Genomic DNA, 20,644 nt, shown 5'->3' with positions numbered 1-20,644 from the left:
CCCCTTCCCCATCCCATCACCCGGCCCGGCGTCTTCCGGCCAGCATCAGCAGAGGAAATCCCCATGAACTCAGCAACCCGTTCCATGAAAGTCGCTGCCGTAGGGGCAGCCACTGCAGCTCTCATGGCCTTTGGACTCGGGCCCGCCTCCGCCCACGTCTCGGTGACTCCGGACAGCACGAGCGAAAGCGGCTACACTCAGCTGGCATTCAAAGTCCCCAGTGAATCCAAGACCGCCACAACCAGCAAAATCACAGTGGACCTGCCTACCGCTACCCCGTTCACCTCGGTGCGGGTGAAGCCTGTCCCGGGATGGACGGCTGAAATCGTCCGCGGAGCGTTGCCCCAGCCGGTGACGGTTGAGGGGGCCACCATCACCGAAGCCGCACTCTCCGTAACCTGGACTGCCAACCGCGTGGAAGACCAGTTAAGCAATGACCAGTACCAGGTGTTCTCGTTGTCCGTCGGCAGGCTTCCAAAGTCCGGCACCACCGTGACGCTGCCCGTGGCCCAGTCCTACTCCGACGGCAGCGTCCGGAACTGGGATGATCCCGTGGTCGAGGGCCAAGGCGAACCAGAGGAGCCCGCCCCCTCCTTCGTCACTACCGCGGCCCACGACGGACACGGCACCGCAGCCCCCGCTGCAGAAACGGCAGAACTCTCGGCAACTGCAGCGGTGACGCCGGCGGCAGACAACACCCTGGGTTTTGCCGGCTTGGGCACGGGAATCCTGGGCCTGGCGCTGGGAACCGCAGCCCTCGTCCGGACGCGTTCACCGCGGAAGCCATAGCCAAGAACCCCAGCTACGGCCCAGGGACCTCGCCGTAGTTGCAGGTCCGGGATCATACTGGTGGCATGAGCGATCGTGCCGATTTCCTGGCCTGGGTGCGGACGGAGCTGCACAATGCTGAGCTGGCCATCCACAACGGTGATGCCGCACCGCGCAGGGCACTCTGGTCCCGCAACGAACCAGTAAGCGTCCTGGGCGCATGGCGCAACGCCTTCGGGCAGCAGGAACTGAACGACCTGTTCACCGGCCTTGCCAAGCAGTTCTCCGACTGCACGTCATACAGGTTCGAGCTGCTCGCCTACGACGTGGTGGGCGACATGGCATACACCGCGGGACTGGAACACACGTCAGCCTCAGTGGACGGCGAACCCCGCAGCTACGTGCTCCGGGCAACCCAGATTTACCGCCGCGAGGACGGTGCGTGGAAAGTGGCCCACCGGCACGGCGACACCATCACCGGCTCTCCCTGAGGACCCCAGCACGCAGCTCTACATCCGGCCCGACGCGAGGTCCGGGTCGTCGTCGGACGTTTTGCTGCCCGTCTCCTGCACGGTCAGCGAGGGAGCAGGTTCTTCCCTGGATGCCTGCATGGAGCGCCATGCGGCCACACCGGCCGCGACGACAAGCAGCAGCCCGCCGGCCCACCACAGCTTCCTGCCCGCTGAAGGCCCCGTTTCAGCCGGAACGGGAGCAGCAGCTTTGGGTCCAACCCGCTTCAACTGTTCCTGAACCCGCGGAGTCAGCGTCTCCACCCCGCCCGCCAGCTCGTCCGCCAGCCGGCGCAAAAGCGTTTGCAGGCGCGGGGACGCGGTTTCGATGCCGGTGTCCAGCCCTGCTACCGCCCGTTGCAGGGCAGCCTGTACGCCGGGGGTGGCCCATTCCTTGCCCCTGGCCCAGCGGGTTGCAACGTTCTCCAAGAGATGGTGGAGCTGCTCGGCTTCGGTCATCGGTTCTGCAGTGCGCATGGGTGCCTCCTGGTTGCGATGGATGCCCATAGCTTAGGGTGGGCGGCACCAGAGGAACAGGCCACAGCCCAAACGATTTCAAAGCTATGGACGGACCTGCCTATGAAACGGATGGACGACGGTTGGCCGCAAGGGCAGCGAGGTCGCGGATCAGGCGCTGCACCTCATGCTCACGGCCCCTGGAAGACCTGGATTGTGGTGCTGCGCAGGGCCTTACCAGGCGGGTCTTGGGTGGAGCGGGCACAGGAGCCGGCGTTCGCGGCTCCATGGACTGCGCTTCTGTTGGCGTGAGCGGACTATTGGTGGCCATACGTACGTCCCCCTTGACGTCGATGTTCTGATGCCGTGTAGGGACACTCTAGGAAGCCCGCGGATCAGGCGGAAGGGCGTTCGTCCATCTTCGGGGTTTATTGTGTCGATCTTGAGCCTCGCGAGGCCACGGAATCTGCCGCGCATGAGAGGGTGCGGAGCCGGCGGCGGCTGGGGGGAGGCGGTCGTGGTCTCAGTCCGAACGCCGATCGCCGCCGGCTCCGCTCATCACCCTATGGCGGTGGCGTCGGTTTCCGCTCGAGTAGTCGGTACGCGTTTCATAAAGCCGGGGTTACCTGCCAGCGGGACTATCCAGCAGAATTAGATGCCACGAAAGTCCTTTAAGAAGTGAGCAGAATCACTGGATATGAGGTGTGGCGCGGGCAGTAGGTACTGTTCTCCGGGTGTTAAAGGACAAGAGATACATCGCTGCCCCTCTGATCACCCTGGTTCTGGCCGGCGGGCTGCTGATCGGAGCTTCCGCTCCTGCCGGCGCCGACTCCTGGCCTTTCGGCTGGTGGAACTGGATCACCGCCGGCGCCCAGTCCCCCGCTTCGGCGGCGCCCGCCGCTACTGACTCGCCCACACCGGCCCCCTCAACGTCTTCCCCTGCTGCCGCTCCGGCCACGTCCCCTCCGGCGGCGGTTCCCGAATCGCCGAGCGCCGCCCCGGCTGAGGAGCCGGCTCCTGCTCCAGATCCGGCCCAGGTCCAGGTTCCCGCGGTGCAAGCTCCCGCTCCTGCAGCGGCCGCTCCCGCGCCGGCACCCGCAGCTCCCGCGGCTCCGGCGCCTCAAGCCCCCGCTCCGGCTGCACCGGCTCCGGCCCCCGCAGCTCCGGCAGGCGGCGGCACACCGTCCAACGCGGTGGCACAGCGGTCCTTCGAGCTCATCAACGGCTACCGGGTGGCCAACGGCCTCGCCCCGCTGCGGTACAACGCCGGACTCGAATCCGTGGCGCAGAACTGGTCGAACACCATGATGACTGACATCAATGCCCAGGGCAGCACCGGGTTCCGGCACAACCCGGATGCAGCCGCCCAGATCCCCTCCGGCTGGACCCGTTCCGCCGAGAACATCGCGGTCAACGCCGATGCCGATGCGCTCTTCGCTGCCTGGAAGGCCTCCCCCGGCCACAACGCCAACATGCTCAACGCCGCACTGACGGACTTCGGTTTCGGCTGGGCCCGGCTCTCGGCCGGAAGCCCGTACGGGGCGCAGTTGGTGGCCACGCAGAACTTCGCCACCTACGGGAAGTAAGAAGGCACGACGGCGACCTGCCGCCGTCGTGCCTTGTCTGCGGGCAGGAGCCCGGACGGGCAAAGGGAAAGCCCCTCCTAGGAGGGGCTTCCAACGTTAAGGTCAATGGTCTTCTGGTATCGGTCAGCGGTGATGCACTCCCCCTTCCCGGACGCCTCCCAGCGCCCCTCCGGACTATGACAAGAACTGACTGTAATAACGGGCCGGGCGCCAGTAAAGGGGTGGCGCAAAGGAAAGTTGATGGAAATTATCCGCCCAGTTCAGGCGGGTACCGGGCAGGCGTGCGACGACGGGACGTACCCTAGGGCGCGACGGTCTTCAAGGCCGACAAGGAGAAGGCCCCTCCTAGGAGGGGCTTTCAACGTAGTGGTCATGTGTCTTCTGGTTTAGGTCAGCCTTGATGCATTCCCCCTCTCCAGACGCCCCCCGGCGTCCATCCGGATTATGAACTCTAGTGACGGGTCCGGTGCGCGTAAAGGGGTTGTGCTGAAGAATTTTCCCCCCGCAGGCGATCAGGTGCGGGATTCCGCACGTTTCCGGAGATTTACTTCCGCGAAACAGCCGTGGCCGTATTATTCAGGGATGTGGACTAAACAGCACCAGGCTCTGTGCGGCACGTGTGGAAGGAACACCAACCACGTGACGCACTATCACAAGGACGACGGCGGCGGTGCGCTGATTGCCGAAGTCCGGTGCGCGGAGCACAAGGATCTGCCGGTCGGCACCGAGGCCTCCCCGGCCGCCTGGATGGCGTCGGAGGAACCGGCCGCCTGACCCCCCGCAGCGGAAGCTAATTTTTGCAAAGGTTTCGTGAGCTAATTATCTCCAGTTGAGTTAGGTAAGGGTTACCTTTACTGTCCGTGTGGTGACTGTACAGCCAGAGCTGGCCGGAGTCTCGTTCGCCGCCACGCTGGCAGGCTTCGGAGATTGCACCGCCATCAGGACAAAAGACCGCACGGTGAGCTACCGCGAACTGGCGGGCCTCGTGGACGACATGACCCATTCGCTTGGGCCTGCCCGGCGGCTGGTTGCGCTTGAGGCCGAGAACTCATTGCCGGCCCTGGTGGTCTACCTCGCGGCGCTGTCCTCCGGCCATCCACTGCTCGTCCTCCCCACGGGCGGCGGACGAGCCACCGAAACGCTCATTGCCGCGTACGATCCCGACATTGTGGCCCGCGCCGTGGACGGTGAGGCGGTACTGGACATCCGGCGGGACGAGACCCGGCATGAGCTCCACCCTGATTTGGCGCTGCTGGTGAGCACCTCCGGATCCACGGGCAGCCCGAAACTTGTTCGCCTGTCAGCTGAGTCAGTTCAGGCCAACGCCGCAGCGATCGCCCAGTACCTGCACCTGCGGCCCAGCGATACCGCAGCCACCACGCTCCCCCTCTCCTACTGCTACGGGATGAGTGTGGTGAACAGCCACCTCCTGGTGGGTGCGTCCCTGGCGTTGACGGACCTCTCGGTGGTGGACCCATGCTTCTGGGAACTTGTCCGTGAGGAAAAGGTGACGTCCTTCGCCGCGGTGCCCTATACCTTCGATCTCCTCGAACGGGTGGGCTTTGAGCACCTGGACGTGCCCAGCCTGCGCTATATCACCCAGGCAGGCGGACGGCTCGCGCCGGACCGGGTGCGTTCCTATGCGGAACTGGGCCGGCGTAAGGGCTGGGACCTGTTTGTGATGTACGGCCAGACCGAGGCTACGGCCCGCATGGCCTACCTGCCTCCTGACCTGGCCGCAGAACATCCCCACTCGATTGGCGTTCCAGTGCCGGGCGGGTCCTTCAGGCTCGAGCCCGTCCCGGAGCTGGACGCCCACGAACTCGTCTACTCGGGGCCCAACGTCATGCTGGGCTACGCCGAGAAGCCGGAAGACCTCGCCTTAGGCCGGGTCATCACAGAGCTTCACACCGGCGACCTCGCCAGACTCGGGTCGCAGGGCCTCTACGACATCGTCGGCAGACGCAGCCGGTTCGTGAAGATCGTCGGTCTCCGTGTGGATCTGGGCCAGGTTGAACGGCTGCTGGGTGATCTTGGTTTGACCGCTGCCGCTGCAGGCTCCGATGACATGGTGATCGCCGCCGTGGAGGGCGGCCAGGACCTTGGCCTGGTGGCGAAAACCCTTGCCCAGGACCTGGGCGTGCCGCGTACAGCCGTCCGGCTGCATGCCGTGGAATCCCTTCCACGCCTCGCGAATGGAAAGCCGGATTACGCGGCGGTCCTGGCCTTGGATGTCGCGGCCGAAGACCACGGCAGCGCGTTACTGGAACCGCGCGAAGACGGGGTGGACGTCCGGAGGATTTTTGCTGAGGTCCTTGAGGTGGAGGACATCGCCGACACCGACACGTTTGTTTCCCTGGGCGGCGACTCATTGTCCTACGTCGCAGCGTCGGTCCGGCTCGAACGTGCCTTGGGGGAGATTCCGCAGGGCTGGCACCTGATGCCGGTCGGTGAACTTACATCCGCCCCACAGCTTACGGCGCCCTCAGCACGAGGCAGGTCCGCAGACCAGCCCGCAGGCCGGGCAACGCCATCCTTCCGCGGCCGGTTCCGGAAGATGTTCGCTCCCATGGAATCAGGGATCGTACTCCGCGCCGTCGCCATCATCTTCATCGTCTCCACCCACATCGGGTTCTTCCACTGGGAAGGCACCGCCCACGTACTGCTCGCCGTCGCCGGCTACAACTTTGCCCGGTTCCAGCTCAGCGGCACCCGCCGCAACCGCTTCCGGCGCCAGCTGCGGAGCATTGGCCGGATCGTGGTGCCCAGCGTTGCCGTTATCGGATTGGCCTTGGCGGTGACGGAAACCTACACCTGGGCCAACGTCTTCCTGCTTAATACCCTGCTGGGACCGGAGGGATGGACCGACTACTCCCGGTTCTGGTTTATCGAGATCCTCGTCCACATCCTGATCGGGCTCGCCGCGCTGTTGGCGGTCCCCGCCGTCCACCGCGCCCAGCGCAGGTGGCCGTGGGCCTTCCCCCTGGCAATCATTGCCGCTGACCTGCCGTTTCTCTTCAACCTGATTGACAGCCGCTACCCGGGCCAGGGACCGGTGCTGTGGCTGTTCGGGCTCGGCTGGGCCGCCGCCGCGTCGCGGACGATGATGCAGCGGGCCTTCGTGACGGGCATTGCGCTGTTCACCGTCCCGGCGTCGTTCGAGGACCAGTACCGCTGCGCAACCATTCTGGCCGGATTCCTCATCCTGCTCTGGGTGCCCACCATCAGGGTTCCCCGGGGGCTGCACCGGCTCACAGCGCTGCTGGCCAGCGCCTCCCTGTACATCTATGTGACGCACTGGCTCGTGTACCCGCTCATCGACCCGGACCGGAAAGGCCTGGCCGTCGCGGCTTCCCTTGCGGCAGGGGTCCTCTATTGGGCGGCAGCCACGAAGGCCATGGGATGGGTTGAGCGCCAACTCCGACGGCGACCCGCACCGATGCGTCCAAAGGCGATAGCTCAGGCAGAGACGGAACCAGGTTTCCATGGCGTGTGCCCGTGCGAGAACCAAACCGCTGCCGGGTTCAGGGAGCGAATCAGTAGCTGACCCTCCGTGCGGGGGTTATCCAGTTCGTCGAACCACACTGCCGAGTCACCGGCGATGACCGTGAGGCCTGCGGCTCCGTCTATGACGACAATCTGTGAGCCCCGGGTGTGGCCTGGTGCCGGAAGGAGCCGCAGGCCGGGAAGCAGTTCGAGCTCGCCGTCCACCTCGATGTAGTTCATCCCGGGCGGGTCCACCCATTCGGGGATGGTGTAGTCGTCCTGGTTGCGGGCGTCGTCGAGTTCCTGGCGCTGGACATAGGTGGGCTTGCCCGCGAAAAGGTGGTTGCCTCCGCAGTGGTCGAAGTGCAGGTGGGTGTTGACCACGATGTCCACACTGCCGATATCGAAGTCCTGCCCGTTCAAGGGGTAGACGCGGGGGTCCATGTCGGCGACCGCCGAATGAACCTGGGTCATTCCGGTGTCCACCAGCACGCGCGCCTCCGGGTGGTCGATGACATGCACATAGACCGGCATCGGTTCGCCTTCGGCCAGCAGCTCGGCCACACGAACGGCAGTTACACGGATTTCAGCGGGGGAATCCATTTCTTCACCTCAGTCCCACATCAAGGCCGTGATGTGTCCCGGAATCACCAGCCAGTTCAGCCGAAGGGCTGCGCTGCCTGGTGCAATGATCCAGAATCCCATCCGTCGGAGCGTCCGTCGAGCAGGAGGTGATGCAGCGCAATGGTCTGGTGCACGGCGTCCAGTTTTCACCCTGCCGGCGTCTCGTTGTCGCAGTCTGCTGCGACACCCAGAACGAGGCCGGCGTTGGCCCTGACCGAGGCAGCCTTGGACGTCCACCCGTAGCGCTTCATAACAATCGCAAGCCGGAAATCAGACAGCAATCCAACTAGGCCGTCAACCACGCTGACCCGCACGTCGGTGACGTAACCCCCCACTGCAGAACCGGTGGTGTTGGCCGTCACCGAGTACCCCGTGACAGGGGCCAGGACCGAGCCCAATCCCGCAGAGGCAACCTGCAACTCCGCGTCATTCACCGAGTAACCAGCAGGTGCCTTCCAATAGATCCGCACGTATGGGTTGAGTACGCCGTTGTAGCTGCATTGTCCATTGAGGGTCGGTGCGGGGATGGTTGCGGCCGTAAAAGTGCCTGTCGAAAGGCCAGGATCTTGCCACGCGGCATCGGTGATCGCCGGAGGAGCCGACGCCGAGAGCAGCACTGCGAGCGCCCCGGCCAATACGGGCAACAGCGCCTTCCTGGCCATCCTCATGTCCACCCAGCCCGGAGTCGTGCCACACCAAATCCGACGGCCACAGCAAGCAGCCCGAGAAGTGCGAAACCACCCAGCCTCGCTCCGGTATCAGCCAAACTGCCGGACGGCGGTCCGGCGGACTGTCCCGGGGCGCTCCCAGTCCCAGCGTCCTCAGCGAGTCCTGTTCCGGCGTCGTCCCCGGAACCGCGGACCTGTACCGCAATCTGCGTGGCGCTGCCCTGCACCTCCACGGGAACGTCTTCGGCCAGGGAAGCAGTCAGCAGCAGATAGGCGCCGAAGGTTTCGGAAGACCCAGGGCCCAAAAGGCTCGCCTGCAAACCCTCGGCAGCACGCAGCGGTGTTCGCGGCATCAGCAGTCTCTCCCCCGGTCCGCACTGCCCCTGCACCCATGGCTGGGAACACGCCCGGAGCTCCACGCTCAGGTAGTTCCGCAGCAGGTCCGAAGCCTCGCGCTCCGTCTTCAGAGCCACCTCCAGTTCGGTGGCCGGTTCGCCCCAAACATGCACGTTCAGAGGCCACTGCGCACTGCCTCCGGGTGTGAGTCTTTGCATCGCGGTGCCCGGACCTGCGGTGAGTTCCAGCCAGCCGGCGGGTTCCTCTGAAGCAGCAGACGCGGGCGCAGCCAGGCCGATCAGGCCGGAAGCAATCAGCCTTTGCAGCCAAGTCCTGCTAAGCCGCAGCATGCGCGCCGGTCTTCCCCCGCGGCCACAACACCCACGTCACCAGCGCGGACACGGCCACCGTTGTGCCGCCCAGGACCAGCGGGTTGGCAGCCGCAGCCAAAGGGTAAGCGAGCCCGGGCGCGGACCAGAGGACCAGCCGTACCCGGTCCACCACATAAGGCGCCGGGTCCGCTTCCCGGTTCGCGTCGCCCTTCATGGTGATGACGCGCGACGCACCCCCGGCCGGTTCCACGGTCTGGACCCTGTGCGTGATGGGTAGTTTGCCGGGCCTGTCCACGGTCACCACATCCCCGGTGCTGATCTCGGCGGCCGGGATCTCACGGACTACGGCCAACGACCCGGCCGGAATGCCTGGCGCCATCGATCCGGTCTTAAACAGGATCAGGGTGATGTCGAACAGCAGAGCGCAGATCACCGCCGCGATACAGACAGCACCTCCTGCTGCTGCGGTGTTCAGCAGGATTTCCCGGACATGCCCGGCGGGCGATCGCCGGCTCATGGGCTCGACGTGGCAGTTAACTGCCAGGTTGCCGTTGCCGTCTGGCCCTGCAGCGCGTTGCTCGCCCCCGCAGGGAGAGTCACTTCGAAGCAGAAGTGCGTGGGCTCCCCGGGCAGAGCCGCTGTTGCAGCCTGCAGGGAATTTACGACGCCGGCCGCCTGGCCCACCGCGAACGGTTTGGCACCGTCCGCGCCCACCACAAAGGCTGGTGATCCCGTGAAGGACGAGGCCTCGCATGTTGCGGAACGGATCACCCTGTAGCGTAGGGCGGCCCCCAGTTCGGCGTCGCCCATTGCGCTGCTGGCGACTGAGGGAGCCCCAAGAACCACCTCTCCTGCTACAGAGTTTGGCCGGGTCCTGATGGCGAAGGGTGCGTAGACCGTAGTGCCCGGACTCATCGAGTCAGCGTTGAACACCAAGGCCGCTCCCGGCGGTACGTCGTTGGCGCTCCATGCTCCGGAGGCGTCGTACGGCTTCGTCACATTGGATTCGGTCTGGAAAACACTCGCCCCGAAGGAACTTGTGGCAAAGTCACTGTCCGTCCACGAGGCAAGCGTTACGGATCCGCCCAGTCCCAAAACCAGTGCCCCGGCAAGGAGGGCCCGGACTCGCAAGATGATGCCTTGACGCCCGGTTACAGCTTGTCGGCGGCCCATGGATTATCGTGATTCAGCAGCGAATTCCCAGGTAGTGCTACCGGTCTGGGCCTGTACCAGGGTAGGCCCGGCTGTGACCCGGAAGCAGAGGTTGGCAGGTGCGCCTGCTTCGTCGTCTTCTGCGCCCTGGCTAAGAGTGAAGGCAACTTCAGCGGGAGTCGAGCCCAACGGTTGAGCCGACACCAGGGTGGACGTGATCGGCTCAGTGCATCCGAAGTTGGTGGACCGCGTCAGCGAGTAGGTGAGTCCGGTCAGGTTACCGTCAGACGTCTCAGTGGACACTGTGACACTCGCATCGTTGGTGGACGTGCCGTCCAGCCTGACAGCGAAGGGCGCCGCCACCGTGTCCCCTGGTGCGAGGTTTGCCGGGTCGAGGGTGAAGTCGAGTGTCGCCGGCGTCCCCGCTGGGTTGTCATTGAAGACCGCCCCATCCGCACTGCCCTCAAGGTTGAAAACTCCGGCGGCGAAGGTTCCCTTGGCGAAGTCCGAGTCGTTCCATGCGGCCAGCGTAACTGCCGCACCGATTCCGAGGACCAGGCCGCCGGCTAGGATTGCCCGGACTTTTGGTGCTTTTGAGGTCCGGGGCGTTGATTCCGGAGACGCTTCTTTTACTGCAACCATGATTTCCCCCAAAGTAGATGTGGCTTCCGGCCGAAATGGCCAAAGATGCGGGGGCTGCAGCTGACGCTCCCCCAAGCATCACTGCCTTAAAACCATCATTGACCTGCGGAAATGTCAATATGGGACCGCCGGGCCGCGACGGCACGCGTGCCCAAAGCAGCACCGCTTACTGGGTCAAGCCCTCCCAGGACTCCATGAACTTCTCAGCGATAAAAGCGTGGCCGGCAGTGTTGGGGTGGATGCCGTCGGCGTCGAACTCCGGGCTGTTGGCAGCGGTGAACCAGCCGGCCTGGAGGGCGTCGATGTAGGGGGCGTTGGCAGCCGCCGCACCGGCACGGACCGCACTGTTCACGTCCTCCAGTTCCGCGGCCAGCGGCTGGGGCGCCGACGGCCCGAAAACCAGCACCTGCACGCCGGGCCACAACCTGCGGGCCGTCTCGATGGTCTGTGCAGTGGCGGCCCGGACCTCGTCCGGGTTGCCGATCTCGGCGTCGTTCTGGCCGCCCTGGAGAATGAGGAGGTTGGGCACAAAGGCGGGGTTGGCTGCAATGTTCCGCAAGCGGACTTCGTACTCTTCACCCTGCTCGTCCCGCGTTCCCCCGCCCCAGGCGAAGCCGGTCCCGCCGATCCCGTCGATGTTGGTGGGGTATCCGAGCTCGCCGGCAACGAGGTATGCCCACCCCTCGTCCGGCAGGTCGGCACCATCACCGGCAGTGTAGGAATCACCAAGAATAAGCAGCACAGGATCGGCAGGCAGCTCAAGCTTGAGCGATGAAGCCGTTGGACTAGCCGTCGGCGTGGCTGTCGGAGTCGGCGTCAGGGAGGCGGTGGCGGAAGGCGTTGCTGCCAGCGGGCTTACCGGCAGAGGGACAGCCTCGCCCACGTTGCGTGGACCCATCAGGGCAAGAGCAGCCACGCCGAAAGCGGCCACTGCCAGCACAAAAAGTGCAGCGTACTTGATCCACTCCTGCTTGGTAATACTGGGGCGCCCGCCGTTCCTCGTCACCCGGCACATCCTACCGGGGCGGAGCCCGGAGGAGGGCAACCCGGCGTCCTCTTGACAAGCCCCACGTCACGGCTTCTCATTCACGTACCTGCATGAATAGGAAAGGCCGTGGTGGCTATGCCTGCCATCCCATCAAACTCGCTGGCGAAGCAGTCCAGGCTCCGGACAGGGGCCGCCCTCATGGCGCTGGCCGGGCTGGCCTTCGTGGCGTACGGCGCCGTCTTCCTGGTGCTCAACTTCGCCGGCACGTTCCTGGAGCTGGGCATTGGGCCCGATGAAGTGGACAAGACCAAGGCGGACGTGGAGGCGTTCAGCCCGCAGCTGTACCACTACATCAGCCACCTTCACATCGCCCTCAGTGGCTTCATCACGGCCACCGGACTTGCCATCGCAGGCCTGTCCTGGTTCGGGGTGCGGCGCGGAGTACGGTGGGCCTTCACTGTGGCCGTTGCCGTCCCGGCAGTTGGACTGGCCGTTGCCGTCCCCGCCCATTACCCGTGGGGCCTGGCCACGCTTGGGCATCTCGGTCCGGTCTACCTCGCCGTCCTCATTTTCGTAGCTGGGGCCGGGATAGCGTTCAGCGAGCTGCGGATGCCGTCCGCGTCACTTCCGCGGTAACAGCACGTCGCTCCGGCATGGCCGGCTGAGCGGGCGCCTTGGAGACTGGAGGCGTACGACGGCGGCGCGCGCCCGCCGTCGTACGCCCACCTTGCGCGCTCACTAGTGACTCGTGCGCACTCAGCCGGTATGTTGAAGGCTTGGACCAGCGGGCGAAACTGGCCCGCATTAAAACTGGACGCTGGGGGCAGCAAAGGTTATGCAAACAGGAGCGCGTAAAACTGCAGGGGCAGGTTCGGCAAACAGCGCCGGGCCGCAACGGTCAAACTCAAGGCGGGCATCCGCCGGTTACAGCCCGTCCCGGTTCAAAGTCACGGACTGGCCCGAGGTGCCCGATGCCCCGGCAAAGGATCCGGAAACCCCACACGGCACTCCCGCAAAACCAAACCCTGACGGTTCCAGCCCCGCCCTGGGGTTCAAGGACTTCGTGTGGCCCGAAAGCAGCACCAGCCTGGAGCCCGATGACGCTAAGCGGACGGGGCGTTGATTTTCGCTTCGATGGGGATCCACAGCTGGCCGCGGCCTCTCGAGCCGTCCGGTTCCGGCTGGACGCTAAGCAGCTGCGGCCCGGGCGCCCACAGGTAGGGGTTGGCAGGGAACCACTCGGCGGCGGCGTCGGCCCACAGCTTTTGCAGGGCTTCGGGGAACTTCCCCTCGGTCTCGAAGACCACCCACAGCCCGGCGGGGACCTCCTTGGAGTCGTATCCTTCCGGCGCCGGGCGCGACGACGCCACTGCCCGCCAGTAATCCAGTTCGCTGCCCTCGGTTCCCGGCTCCTCGATGTTCTCGGTGACCGCCACCAGGCCCCGCGGCTCCGTGTCTGAAAGCCCGGCCAGGCGCGGCCGCACCGCTGAATCCAGGCCACGCTCGAACTCCTCTATTCCTGGGTTGGGACCTTCATAGATAAGCCGGATTCGTGTCTTCAGGCCGATCAGGCGGAAGCCGTCCTTTTTGACGATCTGGTGTTTCATGCCTGTGCTCCCTTCGATTCGTAGATGGAATTTCAACCGGGGTTGGGAATGGAGCACGGCGCCGGGGCGTCGCGCCTCTATGGGCGTCAGGCCGTGCATCGCTTTGAATGCCCGGGTGAACGCCTCGGCGGACCCGTACCCGTAGCGCACGGCGACCTCCAGGACACCCTGCCCGGCAACGATTTCCGCCGTCGCCGCCGTGAGTTTCCGGCGCCGGATGTACTCGGAGACGGGCATACCAGCCAGGGACGCGAACATCCGCCGGAAGTGGTACTCCGAGGTCCGCGCCACGCGTGCGAGCCTGGCGACGTCGACTGGCGCGGCCAGATCCGCTTCTATGAGCTCAACGGCCCGGTTCCATTCCTGCATGGCATCCTCCCCTTTCCTCCTACGGTATGGGGAACGGATCCCAGGCGACCCCACTATCCCTGCCGGAAAGGATCAGGAGCCGTAGCCGCAGGCACTTGCCGCAGTTCTCCTGGCAGGTCTCCCTCAAGCCGGCTGATGAACCAGCGCGCGAATCGCCCGGGACGCAGGTACTACCTGCCGCTGCGCGGCTTCCGGCTGCCTCAAATCCGAGTAGTTCGTACTCGTGCGGCAGTCCACTCTCATTTCTACACTCGAAGCTTCGAGGGCCGGACGCACCCGGGCAACCGGCGGCGCGCCAGAAGACGACGGGGGTTTTAATGACCAGGGCGAAACGGAGGACGTTGCGCCAAACGTCCCTGCTTGTGGTCGGTCTGCTGCTCGTGACGGGGTACCTGACGTACTTTGTCCCCAAGTCCTTGAGCAGTACAGGATCCCACAACTCCCACGCCCACGCCTCGGTGCTGCCTGCGGCCGCCCTCGCCGCTGCGCCGGCCGCCCTGCCCCGGGCCGGATGGACGGCCTCGGCAAGCGATGAGGAAACCGCCGGTGAGAACGGGATCGCCGCCAACGTGCTGGACGGAAATGCCGCTACCATCTGGCACAGCCGGTATTCTCCGGCGCCGGCGGCACCGCTGCCGCACACCATCACCATCGACACCAAGGTGAGCCAGATATTCTCGGGGCTGCGCTATCTCCCCCGCGCCGACCACATGAACGGCCGGATCGGCACGTACTCCGTCCATGCCAGCTCCAACGGCAACACCTGGAGCCTCATCGCCCGGGGTACGTGGGCGGACAGCGCTGACGAGAAAACCGTCACCTTCGCGCCGGCCACCGCGCGCTACATCCGCCTCACAGCAAATACCGAAGCCGGCAACCGCGGCCCCTGGAGCAGCGCAGCGGAAATAAACCTGCTCGGCGAGCCAACACCGCCTCCACCCGCAACGGGTCCGCTGCCACGCGACGGGTGGGTGGCCACCGCCAGCGATGAGGAAGTGGACGGCGAAAACGGCCGGGCCGCCAACGTGCTCGACGGCAGCGCCGCCACCATCTGGCACAGCAGGTATTCCCCGGCCCCGGCGGCACCGCTGCCGCACACCCTCACCATCGACATGGGTGTCACCAAAGACGTCCTGGGATTGCGCTACCTCCCCCGGGCAGACCACATGAACGGCCGGGTGGGTGCGTACTCAATCCACGTGAGCACCAACGGCACCACCTGGAGCGCAATCGCCAGCGGCACCTGGGCGGACAACGCTGACGAGAAAACTGTCATGTTCACGAAGGCCTCGGCGCGTTACATCCGGCTGACGGCGACCAGCGAGGCGGGCAACCGCGGCCCGTGGAGCAGCATCGCCGAAATCAATCTCCTTGGCGAGCAGCCCACGCCCCCGCCCATCACGGCTCCGCTGCCGCGCGACGGGTGGGTGGCCACCGCGAGCGACGAGGAAACAGCAGGCGAAAACGGCCGCGCCGCGAACGTCCTCGACGGCAATGCCGCCACCATCTGGCACAGCCGGTATTCCCCGGCGCCGGCGGCACCGTTGCCGCATACCCTCACCATCGACATGGGTGTTTCAAACCAGGTCTCGGGGTTGAGCTACCTGCCCCGCACCGACCATAAGAACGGCCGGGTAGGCGCCTACGCCATCCACGCCAGCAGCGACGGAACCATTTGGAGCGCAGTCGCCAGCGGCACCTGGGCGGACAACGCTGACGAGAAAACCGCGGCCTTCACGCCAACCACGGCGCGCTACATCCGGCTGACAGCGAGTACCGAGGCAGGCAACCGCGGACCGTGGACCAGCGCCGCGGAAATCAACCTGCTCGGCGTCCAGCCAAAGCCCGAGTCCGCATCCGGTCCCCTGCCCCGTGACGGCTGGCTGGCCTCCGCGAGCGATCAAGAGACAGCCAATGAAAACGGCCGCGCCGCAAACGTGCTCGACGGCGACGCCGCCACCCTCTGGCACAGCAGGTATACGCCCGCTCCTGCTGCCCCGCTGCCGCACACCCTGACCATCGACATGGGTGTTGTCAACCAGGTCGCGGGGCTGCGCTACCTCCCCCGCTTCGACCACATGAACGCGAGGGTGGGCGGGTACTCAATCCACGCCAGCTCGAACGGAACCTCCTGGAGCCTGCTGGCGCGCGGCACCTGGGCGGACAACATGGACGAGAAAACCGTCACCTTCGCGGCGGCTTCAGCGCGCTACATCCGGCTGACGGCGAGCACCGAAGCCGGCAACCGCGGCCCCTGGAGCAGCGCGGCTGAAATCAACCTGCTCGGAACACCGCCGAAGGGGCCCGGATCCTGGAGTCCCACGGTCAACTTCCCCCTTGTCCCGGCCGCCGCGGCGCTGCTGCCCGGCAACAGGCTGCTCGCGTGGTCTGCCTTCTCCCCCACGAGTTTCGGCGGTGAGAGCGGCATGACCCAGACGTCCATCATGGACCTGAACACCGGGGCAGTCAGCCAAGTAGAAGTGGTCAACACCGGTCATGACATGTTCTGCCCCGGCACATCGCTGCTGCCGGACGGACGGATCCTGGTCAGCGGCGGCAGCGACAGCGCGAAAACCTCGCTTTTTGACCCCAGGACGGAAACCTGGGCCCCGGGGCCGGACATGAATGTTGGCCGCGGCTACCAGTCCAACGTGACCACGTCCACGGGGGAAGTGTTCACCATCGGCGGTTCGTGGTCGGGCGGGCTGGGCAGCAAGCACGGCGAGATCTGGAGCAACAGCGGCGGCTGGCGGCCGCTGCCTGATGTTCCGGTGGACAGCATCCTGACGGACGATCCCGGCGGCGAGTACCGGTCCGACAACCACGCCTGGCTGTTTTCCGCGGCCGGCGGACGGATTTTCCATGCCGGCCCCAGCCGCGAGATGAACTGGATCTCCACCGCCGGCACCGGCAGCATCACGTCGGCGGGCACCCGGGCGGACAGCGCAGACGCGATGAACGGCAACGCGGTCATGTACGACGTCGGCAAGATCCTCACCATGGGCGGGGCGCCCGGCTACGGCGACTCCGATGCCACGGCGAGGGCCTACACCATCGACATCAATGACGGGGTCGATGTTGCCCGGACCTCGGATATGGCCGTCAGCCGGTCCTTCGCCAACGGCGTTGCGCTGCCGGACGGCCAGGTGCTGGCGGTGGGGGGCCAGGCCCACGCCGTCCCGTTTACGGACACAGGCGCCAGGATGGCCCCGGAACTCTGGAATCCGGCCACCGGGGAGTGGACCGCGATGGCACCGATGGCGGTCCCCCGGACGTACCACAGCGTGGCCTTGCTCCTCGCCGACGGCCGGGTGTTCGTGGGCGGCGGCGGACTGTGCGGCACCTGCACCACCAACCATCTTGACGGCGAGATCTTCACGCCGCCGTATCTGCTGAACGCGGACGGCAGCGCGCGGACCCGGCCCACGATCATTGACGCCCCGGCCGCCGCTTCGGCCGGCAGCAAGATCTCGGTGACCACCGGATCGAAGATCAGCAAGTTTTCCCTGATGCGGATGTCCTCGGTCACCCACACCGTGAACACCGACCAGCGGAGAATTCCGCTGACCGCAACGGGGACCTACGGCAACAACACCGCAGCACTGACGCTGCCGGCAGACCGCGGCGTGCTGGTGCCGGGCAGCTACCTGCTGTTCGCCATGGACAGCAACGGGGTGCCGAGCGTCGCGACGACGATCCAGATCACGTGACAGCCGGGGCGGGCCGGCAACGGGAACTAGTTTTCCCGGCGGGTCTCCTGGAGGCGCTTGATGAACCAGCGCGACTGCTCCGGCCCGTAGGGCAGCACCGGGATGGCCTTGGTGGCATCATCCGGGGTGTCCCGGATAGACCCGCGGGCCTGGCGGACGGCGGTGGTCATGGTGTTGGCCATGGTCTTGATGAACTGGTCGCTGCACGGCTTTCCGTGCCCCGGGATCAGGAACTCGTAGCGGTGGCGCAGCGCTGATATGTGGCGGAGCGCGTCCGCCCATTCCTCCGGGTATGAGTCTTCGAAGGACGGGTGCGCGCCCTGCTCCACGAGATCGCCCACGTACAGGGTGGTGGAGGTGCCCACCAGCAGGTCGCCGTCGGTGTGGCCGCGGCCCAGGTAGAACAGGGTGGCGGTCAGTCCGCCGAGGTCAACCAGTACGGGTTGGTCCTTCACGATGGCGTTCGGGACCACGAGCTCCACGTTCTGGCCCTCGCCGGTGGACATCTCCGGTTCCAGCGTCCCCACGAACCGGCGCTGAAGGTCCCCGCGTTCATCTATCTCCCGGGCGCAGTTCTGGTGCGCCCAGAATTCTGTGGCGCCGGCTTCGGCGAACACAGCGTTGCCGAAGAAGTGGTCGTAGTGCGCGTGGGTGTTGACGACGACCAGCGGCAGCTTTGTCTTTTCCCGCACCGCGTCCAGGATCTCCCGGCCCTGCCGAGGCCCGCAGCCGGTATCGATCACCATGGCCCGCTCGGATCCCACGATCAGTCCGGTGTTAAGCAGCGATCCTTCGGTGACCAGCACATAGTTGTCCGCGCCGACTTCGACCCATTCCGACATTGTTTCTCCGTACCTCCGGCAAAGCAGTGTTCGTTCTCGTCTAGGCGTCGATTGTACCCACCGGTGCTGGGTTGACTCTGGGGCCACGCCCGCAGGGTTCCCTGGCTGAGCATGCGAGGCTAGGGAGCGGCAGGGAGCAACACCCCCGGAAAGCCCTTTACCGGTTGGGCCTGGGCACACGTGTTCCTTGACCGGGCTCAAGGACGGAGGGCCGGGCTGCCGCTGCTCGCCCTGGCAGAGAAAAGTAAATGGCTCACGATCCGACGACTTTTAGGCCAGGCGATGCAAGGCACTGAAACTGCGGAGCGGGTGTTGCTACTGCTGAATCTGAGACAGGCCTTGGAGCCACTCTTGTACGTCACCGAGGACGGTGGCGGCACTCAGCCGCCGTAGCACGCTCACTCCGAGGAAGCAGTTTGGGCGGGTGTGGCGGCGCGGTGGTTGAGTCTGTCGAAACCAGTGCGCCGGCGGCACGCGGCCGCCGGCGCACCGTTCCTGAGACAAATCCAGTTCTCCTATGCAATAGCTGCGCACACATCCACGGCGGTACCGGCGGTGGCGTCGACAGACTCCACCTTGAAAGTGTCCATGGATTCCAATGTAAGGACGAGCGTCCCTGTGTATTGGGTTATCCCCGCACCGGGGGCATCGTCACCGAAATAAGCAAACCCGTTGTGGCCCGTGTAAGTTGCCGTGGCTGATCCGTCTGGGTTCACCTCATACTTAGCGACTGAACCGGAGGTGTTGACCGAGTAAGTGTGGCCGTTTTTGACGTTTGTCCACGTCAGCAGCACTCCCTTTCCTGCAGTGAAAATGCGCCCGTTTCGAAGTTCTATGAGCGTAATTTTCCCACCCGTGCCCGTCACCTTGACGTCGAAGGAACACCCCTGCTTCTTTTTCGCATACAAGGTGAATGAGAAATCCTGCAACTCTGGAGGACGGCTGACCGCCGCCCCTGCGGAGGGGGCTACCAAAAGCACCGCTGCCAACCCGGCGAGCGGCACAAGCCAACGATGGGATTTTCCGAACATAGGAGTCTCCAAATCAACTGCGAGGGAAACGTATCACTCCCCTTGGCGGCGGAGTCCAATACGTTTGTTGAAAGGTATCGGGCGAGCCCTGACGGCGGCGTTCCGACCACGCCGCATAGGGCCATGGTCAGGGGCCCGAAACGCGTTGCCCCTTTTAGTTGAAGCGCAGTAAGGGTAGCTACGAGAGTGCCGACAACGTGCAATATGCGTCAAGAAATTAGACTCCCCGAACTAGAAATGCGGAGAGCGCACTCTCCTTTTTCCCTCCCCATGACATCCAAGAACACAACTAAGCTGGCCGTGCGGTTCAAGACCGTCGGCGGGCTCAACACTTTCCTGCAGACTGCTTTGAAGTGAGGGCAATCGCCGCGGCGGCCCTCGCAGCCTAGCCTTTCCTGCGTTCGAATTCGGAAAGACTGTTAGTGACTGGCATCAGCGGACGCCGGAGTCGAACGCCACTTTTACGTCCGTAAAGGACCCGGCCTCGACGATCACATTCTGCGGCGGAGCGGATGGCATTGGAGCCCCAGAGAGGTTTTCGGCGTGAAGCTCATAGGTGCCGGGCTGCATCTCGAGTTGGAAATACCCCTGGTCATTAGTAGTGGTTTCACGCACCGTTGTTCCGGCGGCATCCCTAAGAGTGATGCGGGCCTTCAGAGGCATCACGGTGCAGGGGGTGGCGTTCATGATTTCGGGGCATCCGGCATCGACCGTGGCATGCCCTTTGATTCCTGAATCAGACGGGCCTGTTGCGCAGGACGCCAACATCCCAGCCAGGAACAGCGCGATGAATGCCGACTTCACCACGCGGAGCAAGAGGCGCATACCACAACAACGTCTCTGCAGAGGCACTGGTTCCTGTATCCGGCACCAGTTGCTGGCCGCTTCAGTAACGCATCAGTAACGCCAGTGCGCTTCTAATGAGGTGCGAAGCCGTTCTTCGTTGAGAAAGGGGCAGGACATGAAAAGGAAGCTTAGGACGATCTTCTGGTGGGAAGCGGTCGGGGCGGTAGCAAGCGGGGTGCTCTTCATCGTCACGCTATTTAACCGCGAATGGATCGAGGTCCTGTTCGGAGTGGAACCGGACGGGGGAAACGGAACCATGGAATGGGCCGTCGTCATTATCCTGGCGGCGCTCACTTTGCTGTCAGGGATACTCGTCCGCCGTGAGTGGCGGCATTCAGTCATCCGCGAGGCAACCTGAGCCAGCGTCCAACCACCCATCACCTAAACATTGCCAATTTCTAGGAGGAATTAGCCGCGATGAGCGAGCCAGCAGAGTCCCCAGCTCCGCAGGGGTCAGAGCAATCCACACAGGTTGAGCTCTCCGGCCCAACCTTCCAGCCGGAGGAGAATGCTCCTCGCGAGGAACAGCGCATACCCGACCTGGACCAGCGGCAGGAAGCGATCCGTACAGAACGGCGCCCGGCAGGTCCGGAGTCAACAAACCAGGACGGAGAGGAAGCCCTCGAGAACGAGCTTCCCCAAAACGATGACGAGCCTGAAACTGATCCAGCAGAAAGTTCCCAGGAGTAGCC

Annotated in this window: 21 protein-coding genes; 9 read left to right on the top strand and 12 right to left on the bottom strand. The window is 64.9% G+C overall.

Features of this window, described 5'->3' with window-relative positions:
- Positions 1–63 precede the first annotated feature (63 nt).
- Positions 64–789, top strand: a complete 726-nt coding sequence (locus AC3A4Z_RS03560) for a YcnI family copper-binding membrane protein (protein ID WP_498710142.1) — start codon at positions 64–66, stop codon at positions 787–789.
- A gap of 65 nt (positions 790–854) precedes the next feature.
- The gene (locus AC3A4Z_RS03555; protein WP_498710140.1) at positions 855–1,259 is read left to right on the top strand and encodes a nuclear transport factor 2 family protein; all 405 of its coding nucleotides are present in this window, start codon (positions 855–857) and stop codon (positions 1,257–1,259) included.
- An 18-nt stretch (positions 1,260–1,277) separates the two neighbouring features.
- Here AC3A4Z_RS03555 and AC3A4Z_RS03550 read toward each other — a convergent pair whose 3' ends face one another.
- Entirely contained in the window at positions 1,278–1,754 is a 477-nt protein-coding gene (locus AC3A4Z_RS03550) for a hypothetical protein (RefSeq protein WP_498710138.1), read from the bottom strand.
- Between the two features lie 713 nt (positions 1,755–2,467).
- Between AC3A4Z_RS03550 and AC3A4Z_RS03545 the strand changes: the two genes are divergently transcribed.
- The 3 genes from AC3A4Z_RS03545 to AC3A4Z_RS03535 all read left to right on the top strand — a co-directional run bounded on the left by AC3A4Z_RS03545 (position 2,468) and on the right by AC3A4Z_RS03535 (position 6,866).
- The gene (locus tag AC3A4Z_RS03545) at positions 2,468–3,319 is read left to right on the top strand and encodes a CAP domain-containing protein (RefSeq protein WP_498710137.1); all 852 of its coding nucleotides are present in this window, start codon (positions 2,468–2,470) and stop codon (positions 3,317–3,319) included.
- Between the two features lie 639 nt (positions 3,320–3,958).
- The gene (locus AC3A4Z_RS03540) at positions 3,959–4,093 is read left to right on the top strand and encodes a hypothetical protein (RefSeq protein ID WP_498710135.1); all 135 of its coding nucleotides are present in this window, start codon (positions 3,959–3,961) and stop codon (positions 4,091–4,093) included.
- A gap of 91 nt (positions 4,094–4,184) precedes the next feature.
- Complete coding sequence (locus AC3A4Z_RS03535) at positions 4,185–6,866, top strand: AMP-binding protein (RefSeq protein WP_498710134.1); 2,682 nt, start codon at positions 4,185–4,187, stop codon at positions 6,864–6,866.
- Here the strand turns inward: AC3A4Z_RS03535 and AC3A4Z_RS03530 are convergent.
- The 7 genes from AC3A4Z_RS03530 to AC3A4Z_RS03500 all read right to left on the bottom strand — a co-directional run bounded on the left by AC3A4Z_RS03530 (position 6,779) and on the right by AC3A4Z_RS03500 (position 11,574).
- On the bottom strand, positions 6,779–7,408 hold the full coding sequence (locus AC3A4Z_RS03530) for an MBL fold metallo-hydrolase (protein WP_498710133.1): 630 nt from the start codon (positions 7,406–7,408) through the stop codon (positions 6,779–6,781). The genes AC3A4Z_RS03535 and AC3A4Z_RS03530 overlap by 88 nt on opposite strands.
- A gap of 167 nt (positions 7,409–7,575) precedes the next feature.
- Positions 7,576–8,073, bottom strand: a complete 498-nt coding sequence (locus tag AC3A4Z_RS03525; RefSeq protein ID WP_498710132.1) for a hypothetical protein — start codon at positions 8,071–8,073, stop codon at positions 7,576–7,578.
- A 20-nt stretch (positions 8,074–8,093) separates the two neighbouring features.
- Entirely contained in the window at positions 8,094–8,783 is a 690-nt protein-coding gene (locus AC3A4Z_RS03520; RefSeq protein WP_498710130.1) for a hypothetical protein, read from the bottom strand.
- Positions 8,770–9,282 carry a signal peptidase I gene (locus tag AC3A4Z_RS03515; protein WP_498710129.1) on the bottom strand — a complete coding sequence of 171 codons (513 nt, stop codon included), beginning with the start codon at positions 9,280–9,282 and terminating at the stop codon, positions 8,770–8,772. Before AC3A4Z_RS03515 ends, AC3A4Z_RS03520 begins: the two co-directional genes overlap by 14 nt.
- Positions 9,279–9,896 (bottom strand): SipW-dependent-type signal peptide-containing protein, encoded by a 618-nt coding sequence (locus AC3A4Z_RS03510; protein ID WP_498710128.1) that lies wholly within the window; start codon positions 9,894–9,896, stop codon positions 9,279–9,281. The genes AC3A4Z_RS03515 and AC3A4Z_RS03510 overlap by 4 nt, the downstream gene beginning before the upstream one ends.
- 45 nt (positions 9,897–9,941) lie before the next feature.
- Complete coding sequence (locus AC3A4Z_RS03505; protein ID WP_498710127.1) at positions 9,942–10,559, bottom strand: SipW-dependent-type signal peptide-containing protein; 618 nt, start codon at positions 10,557–10,559, stop codon at positions 9,942–9,944.
- A 166-nt stretch (positions 10,560–10,725) separates the two neighbouring features.
- Positions 10,726–11,574 (bottom strand): SGNH/GDSL hydrolase family protein, encoded by an 849-nt coding sequence (locus AC3A4Z_RS03500; protein WP_498710776.1) that lies wholly within the window; start codon positions 11,572–11,574, stop codon positions 10,726–10,728.
- 108 nt (positions 11,575–11,682) lie between these two features.
- On the opposite strand from AC3A4Z_RS03500, the gene AC3A4Z_RS03495 reads away from it, so the two are divergent.
- A complete protein-coding gene (locus AC3A4Z_RS03495; RefSeq protein ID WP_498710774.1) occupies positions 11,683–12,183 on the top strand; it encodes a hypothetical protein in 501 nt (166 codons plus the stop codon).
- A 467-nt stretch (positions 12,184–12,650) separates the two neighbouring features.
- On the opposite strand, the gene AC3A4Z_RS03490 is transcribed toward AC3A4Z_RS03495, so the two are convergent.
- On the bottom strand, positions 12,651–13,523 hold the full coding sequence (locus AC3A4Z_RS03490) for an AraC family transcriptional regulator (RefSeq protein ID WP_498710125.1): 873 nt from the start codon (positions 13,521–13,523) through the stop codon (positions 12,651–12,653).
- Positions 13,524–13,840: 317 nt separating this feature from the next.
- On the opposite strand from AC3A4Z_RS03490, the gene AC3A4Z_RS03485 reads away from it, so the two are divergent.
- Positions 13,841–17,233 (top strand): galactose oxidase family protein, encoded by a 3,393-nt coding sequence (locus tag AC3A4Z_RS03485; protein ID WP_498710123.1) that lies wholly within the window; start codon positions 13,841–13,843, stop codon positions 17,231–17,233.
- A 26-nt stretch (positions 17,234–17,259) separates the two neighbouring features.
- Here the strand turns inward: AC3A4Z_RS03485 and AC3A4Z_RS03480 are convergent, their stop codons facing one another.
- The 3 genes from AC3A4Z_RS03480 to AC3A4Z_RS03470 form a co-directional block, all read right to left on the bottom strand.
- On the bottom strand, positions 17,260–18,075 hold the full coding sequence (locus AC3A4Z_RS03480; RefSeq protein WP_498710120.1) for an MBL fold metallo-hydrolase: 816 nt from the start codon (positions 18,073–18,075) through the stop codon (positions 17,260–17,262).
- A gap of 515 nt (positions 18,076–18,590) precedes the next feature.
- Complete coding sequence (locus AC3A4Z_RS03475; protein WP_498710119.1) at positions 18,591–19,106, bottom strand: hypothetical protein; 516 nt, start codon at positions 19,104–19,106, stop codon at positions 18,591–18,593.
- A gap of 432 nt (positions 19,107–19,538) precedes the next feature.
- Positions 19,539–19,793, bottom strand: a complete 255-nt coding sequence (locus AC3A4Z_RS03470; RefSeq protein WP_498710117.1) for a carboxypeptidase-like regulatory domain-containing protein — start codon at positions 19,791–19,793, stop codon at positions 19,539–19,541.
- A 274-nt stretch (positions 19,794–20,067) separates the two neighbouring features.
- Here AC3A4Z_RS03470 and AC3A4Z_RS03465 point away from each other — a divergent pair, with 274 nt between their 5' ends.
- On the top strand, positions 20,068–20,310 hold the full coding sequence (locus tag AC3A4Z_RS03465) for a hypothetical protein (protein WP_498710115.1): 243 nt from the start codon (positions 20,068–20,070) through the stop codon (positions 20,308–20,310).
- Between the two features lie 59 nt (positions 20,311–20,369).
- On the top strand, positions 20,370–20,642 hold the full coding sequence (locus tag AC3A4Z_RS03460; RefSeq protein WP_498710113.1) for a hypothetical protein: 273 nt from the start codon (positions 20,370–20,372) through the stop codon (positions 20,640–20,642).
- Positions 20,643–20,644 lie beyond the last annotated feature (2 nt).

This window comes from Arthrobacter sp. Soil_C_49 (assembly GCF_057656635.1).
This window is presented reverse-complemented; position numbering and strand designations above follow the sequence as displayed.

Excerpts from the sequence above, each read along its gene's own strand:
- AC3A4Z_RS03560 (WP_498710142.1), top strand. The coding sequence starts at position 64 with ATGAACTCAGCAACCCGTTCCATGAAAGTCGCTGCCGTAGGGGCAGCC.
- AC3A4Z_RS03555 (WP_498710140.1), top strand. The coding sequence starts at position 855 with ATGAGCGATCGTGCCGATTTCCTGGCCTGGGTGCGGACGGAGCTGCAC.
- AC3A4Z_RS03550 (WP_498710138.1), bottom strand. The coding sequence starts at position 1,754 with ATGCGCACTGCAGAACCGATGACCGAAGCCGAGCAGCTCCACCATCTC.
- AC3A4Z_RS03530 (WP_498710133.1), bottom strand. The coding sequence starts at position 7,408 with ATGGATTCCCCCGCTGAAATCCGTGTAACTGCCGTTCGTGTGGCCGAG.
- AC3A4Z_RS03520 (WP_498710130.1), bottom strand. The coding sequence starts at position 8,783 with ATGCTGCGGCTTAGCAGGACTTGGCTGCAAAGGCTGATTGCTTCCGGC.
- AC3A4Z_RS03515 (WP_498710129.1), bottom strand. The coding sequence starts at position 9,282 with ATGAGCCGGCGATCGCCCGCCGGGCATGTCCGGGAAATCCTGCTGAAC.
- AC3A4Z_RS03505 (WP_498710127.1), bottom strand. The coding sequence starts at position 10,559 with ATGGTTGCAGTAAAAGAAGCGTCTCCGGAATCAACGCCCCGGACCTCA.
- AC3A4Z_RS03500 (WP_498710776.1), bottom strand. The coding sequence starts at position 11,574 with ATGTGCCGGGTGACGAGGAACGGCGGGCGCCCCAGTATTACCAAGCAG.
- AC3A4Z_RS03495 (WP_498710774.1), top strand. The coding sequence starts at position 11,683 with ATGCCTGCCATCCCATCAAACTCGCTGGCGAAGCAGTCCAGGCTCCGG.
- AC3A4Z_RS03490 (WP_498710125.1), bottom strand. The coding sequence starts at position 13,523 with ATGCAGGAATGGAACCGGGCCGTTGAGCTCATAGAAGCGGATCTGGCC.
- AC3A4Z_RS03485 (WP_498710123.1), top strand. The coding sequence starts at position 13,841 with ATGACCAGGGCGAAACGGAGGACGTTGCGCCAAACGTCCCTGCTTGTG.
- AC3A4Z_RS03480 (WP_498710120.1), bottom strand. The coding sequence starts at position 18,075 with ATGTCGGAATGGGTCGAAGTCGGCGCGGACAACTATGTGCTGGTCACC.
- AC3A4Z_RS03475 (WP_498710119.1), bottom strand. The coding sequence starts at position 19,106 with ATGTTCGGAAAATCCCATCGTTGGCTTGTGCCGCTCGCCGGGTTGGCA.
- AC3A4Z_RS03470 (WP_498710117.1), bottom strand. The coding sequence starts at position 19,793 with ATGAACGCCACCCCCTGCACCGTGATGCCTCTGAAGGCCCGCATCACT.
- AC3A4Z_RS03465 (WP_498710115.1), top strand. The coding sequence starts at position 20,068 with ATGAAAAGGAAGCTTAGGACGATCTTCTGGTGGGAAGCGGTCGGGGCG.
- AC3A4Z_RS03460 (WP_498710113.1), top strand. The coding sequence starts at position 20,370 with ATGAGCGAGCCAGCAGAGTCCCCAGCTCCGCAGGGGTCAGAGCAATCC.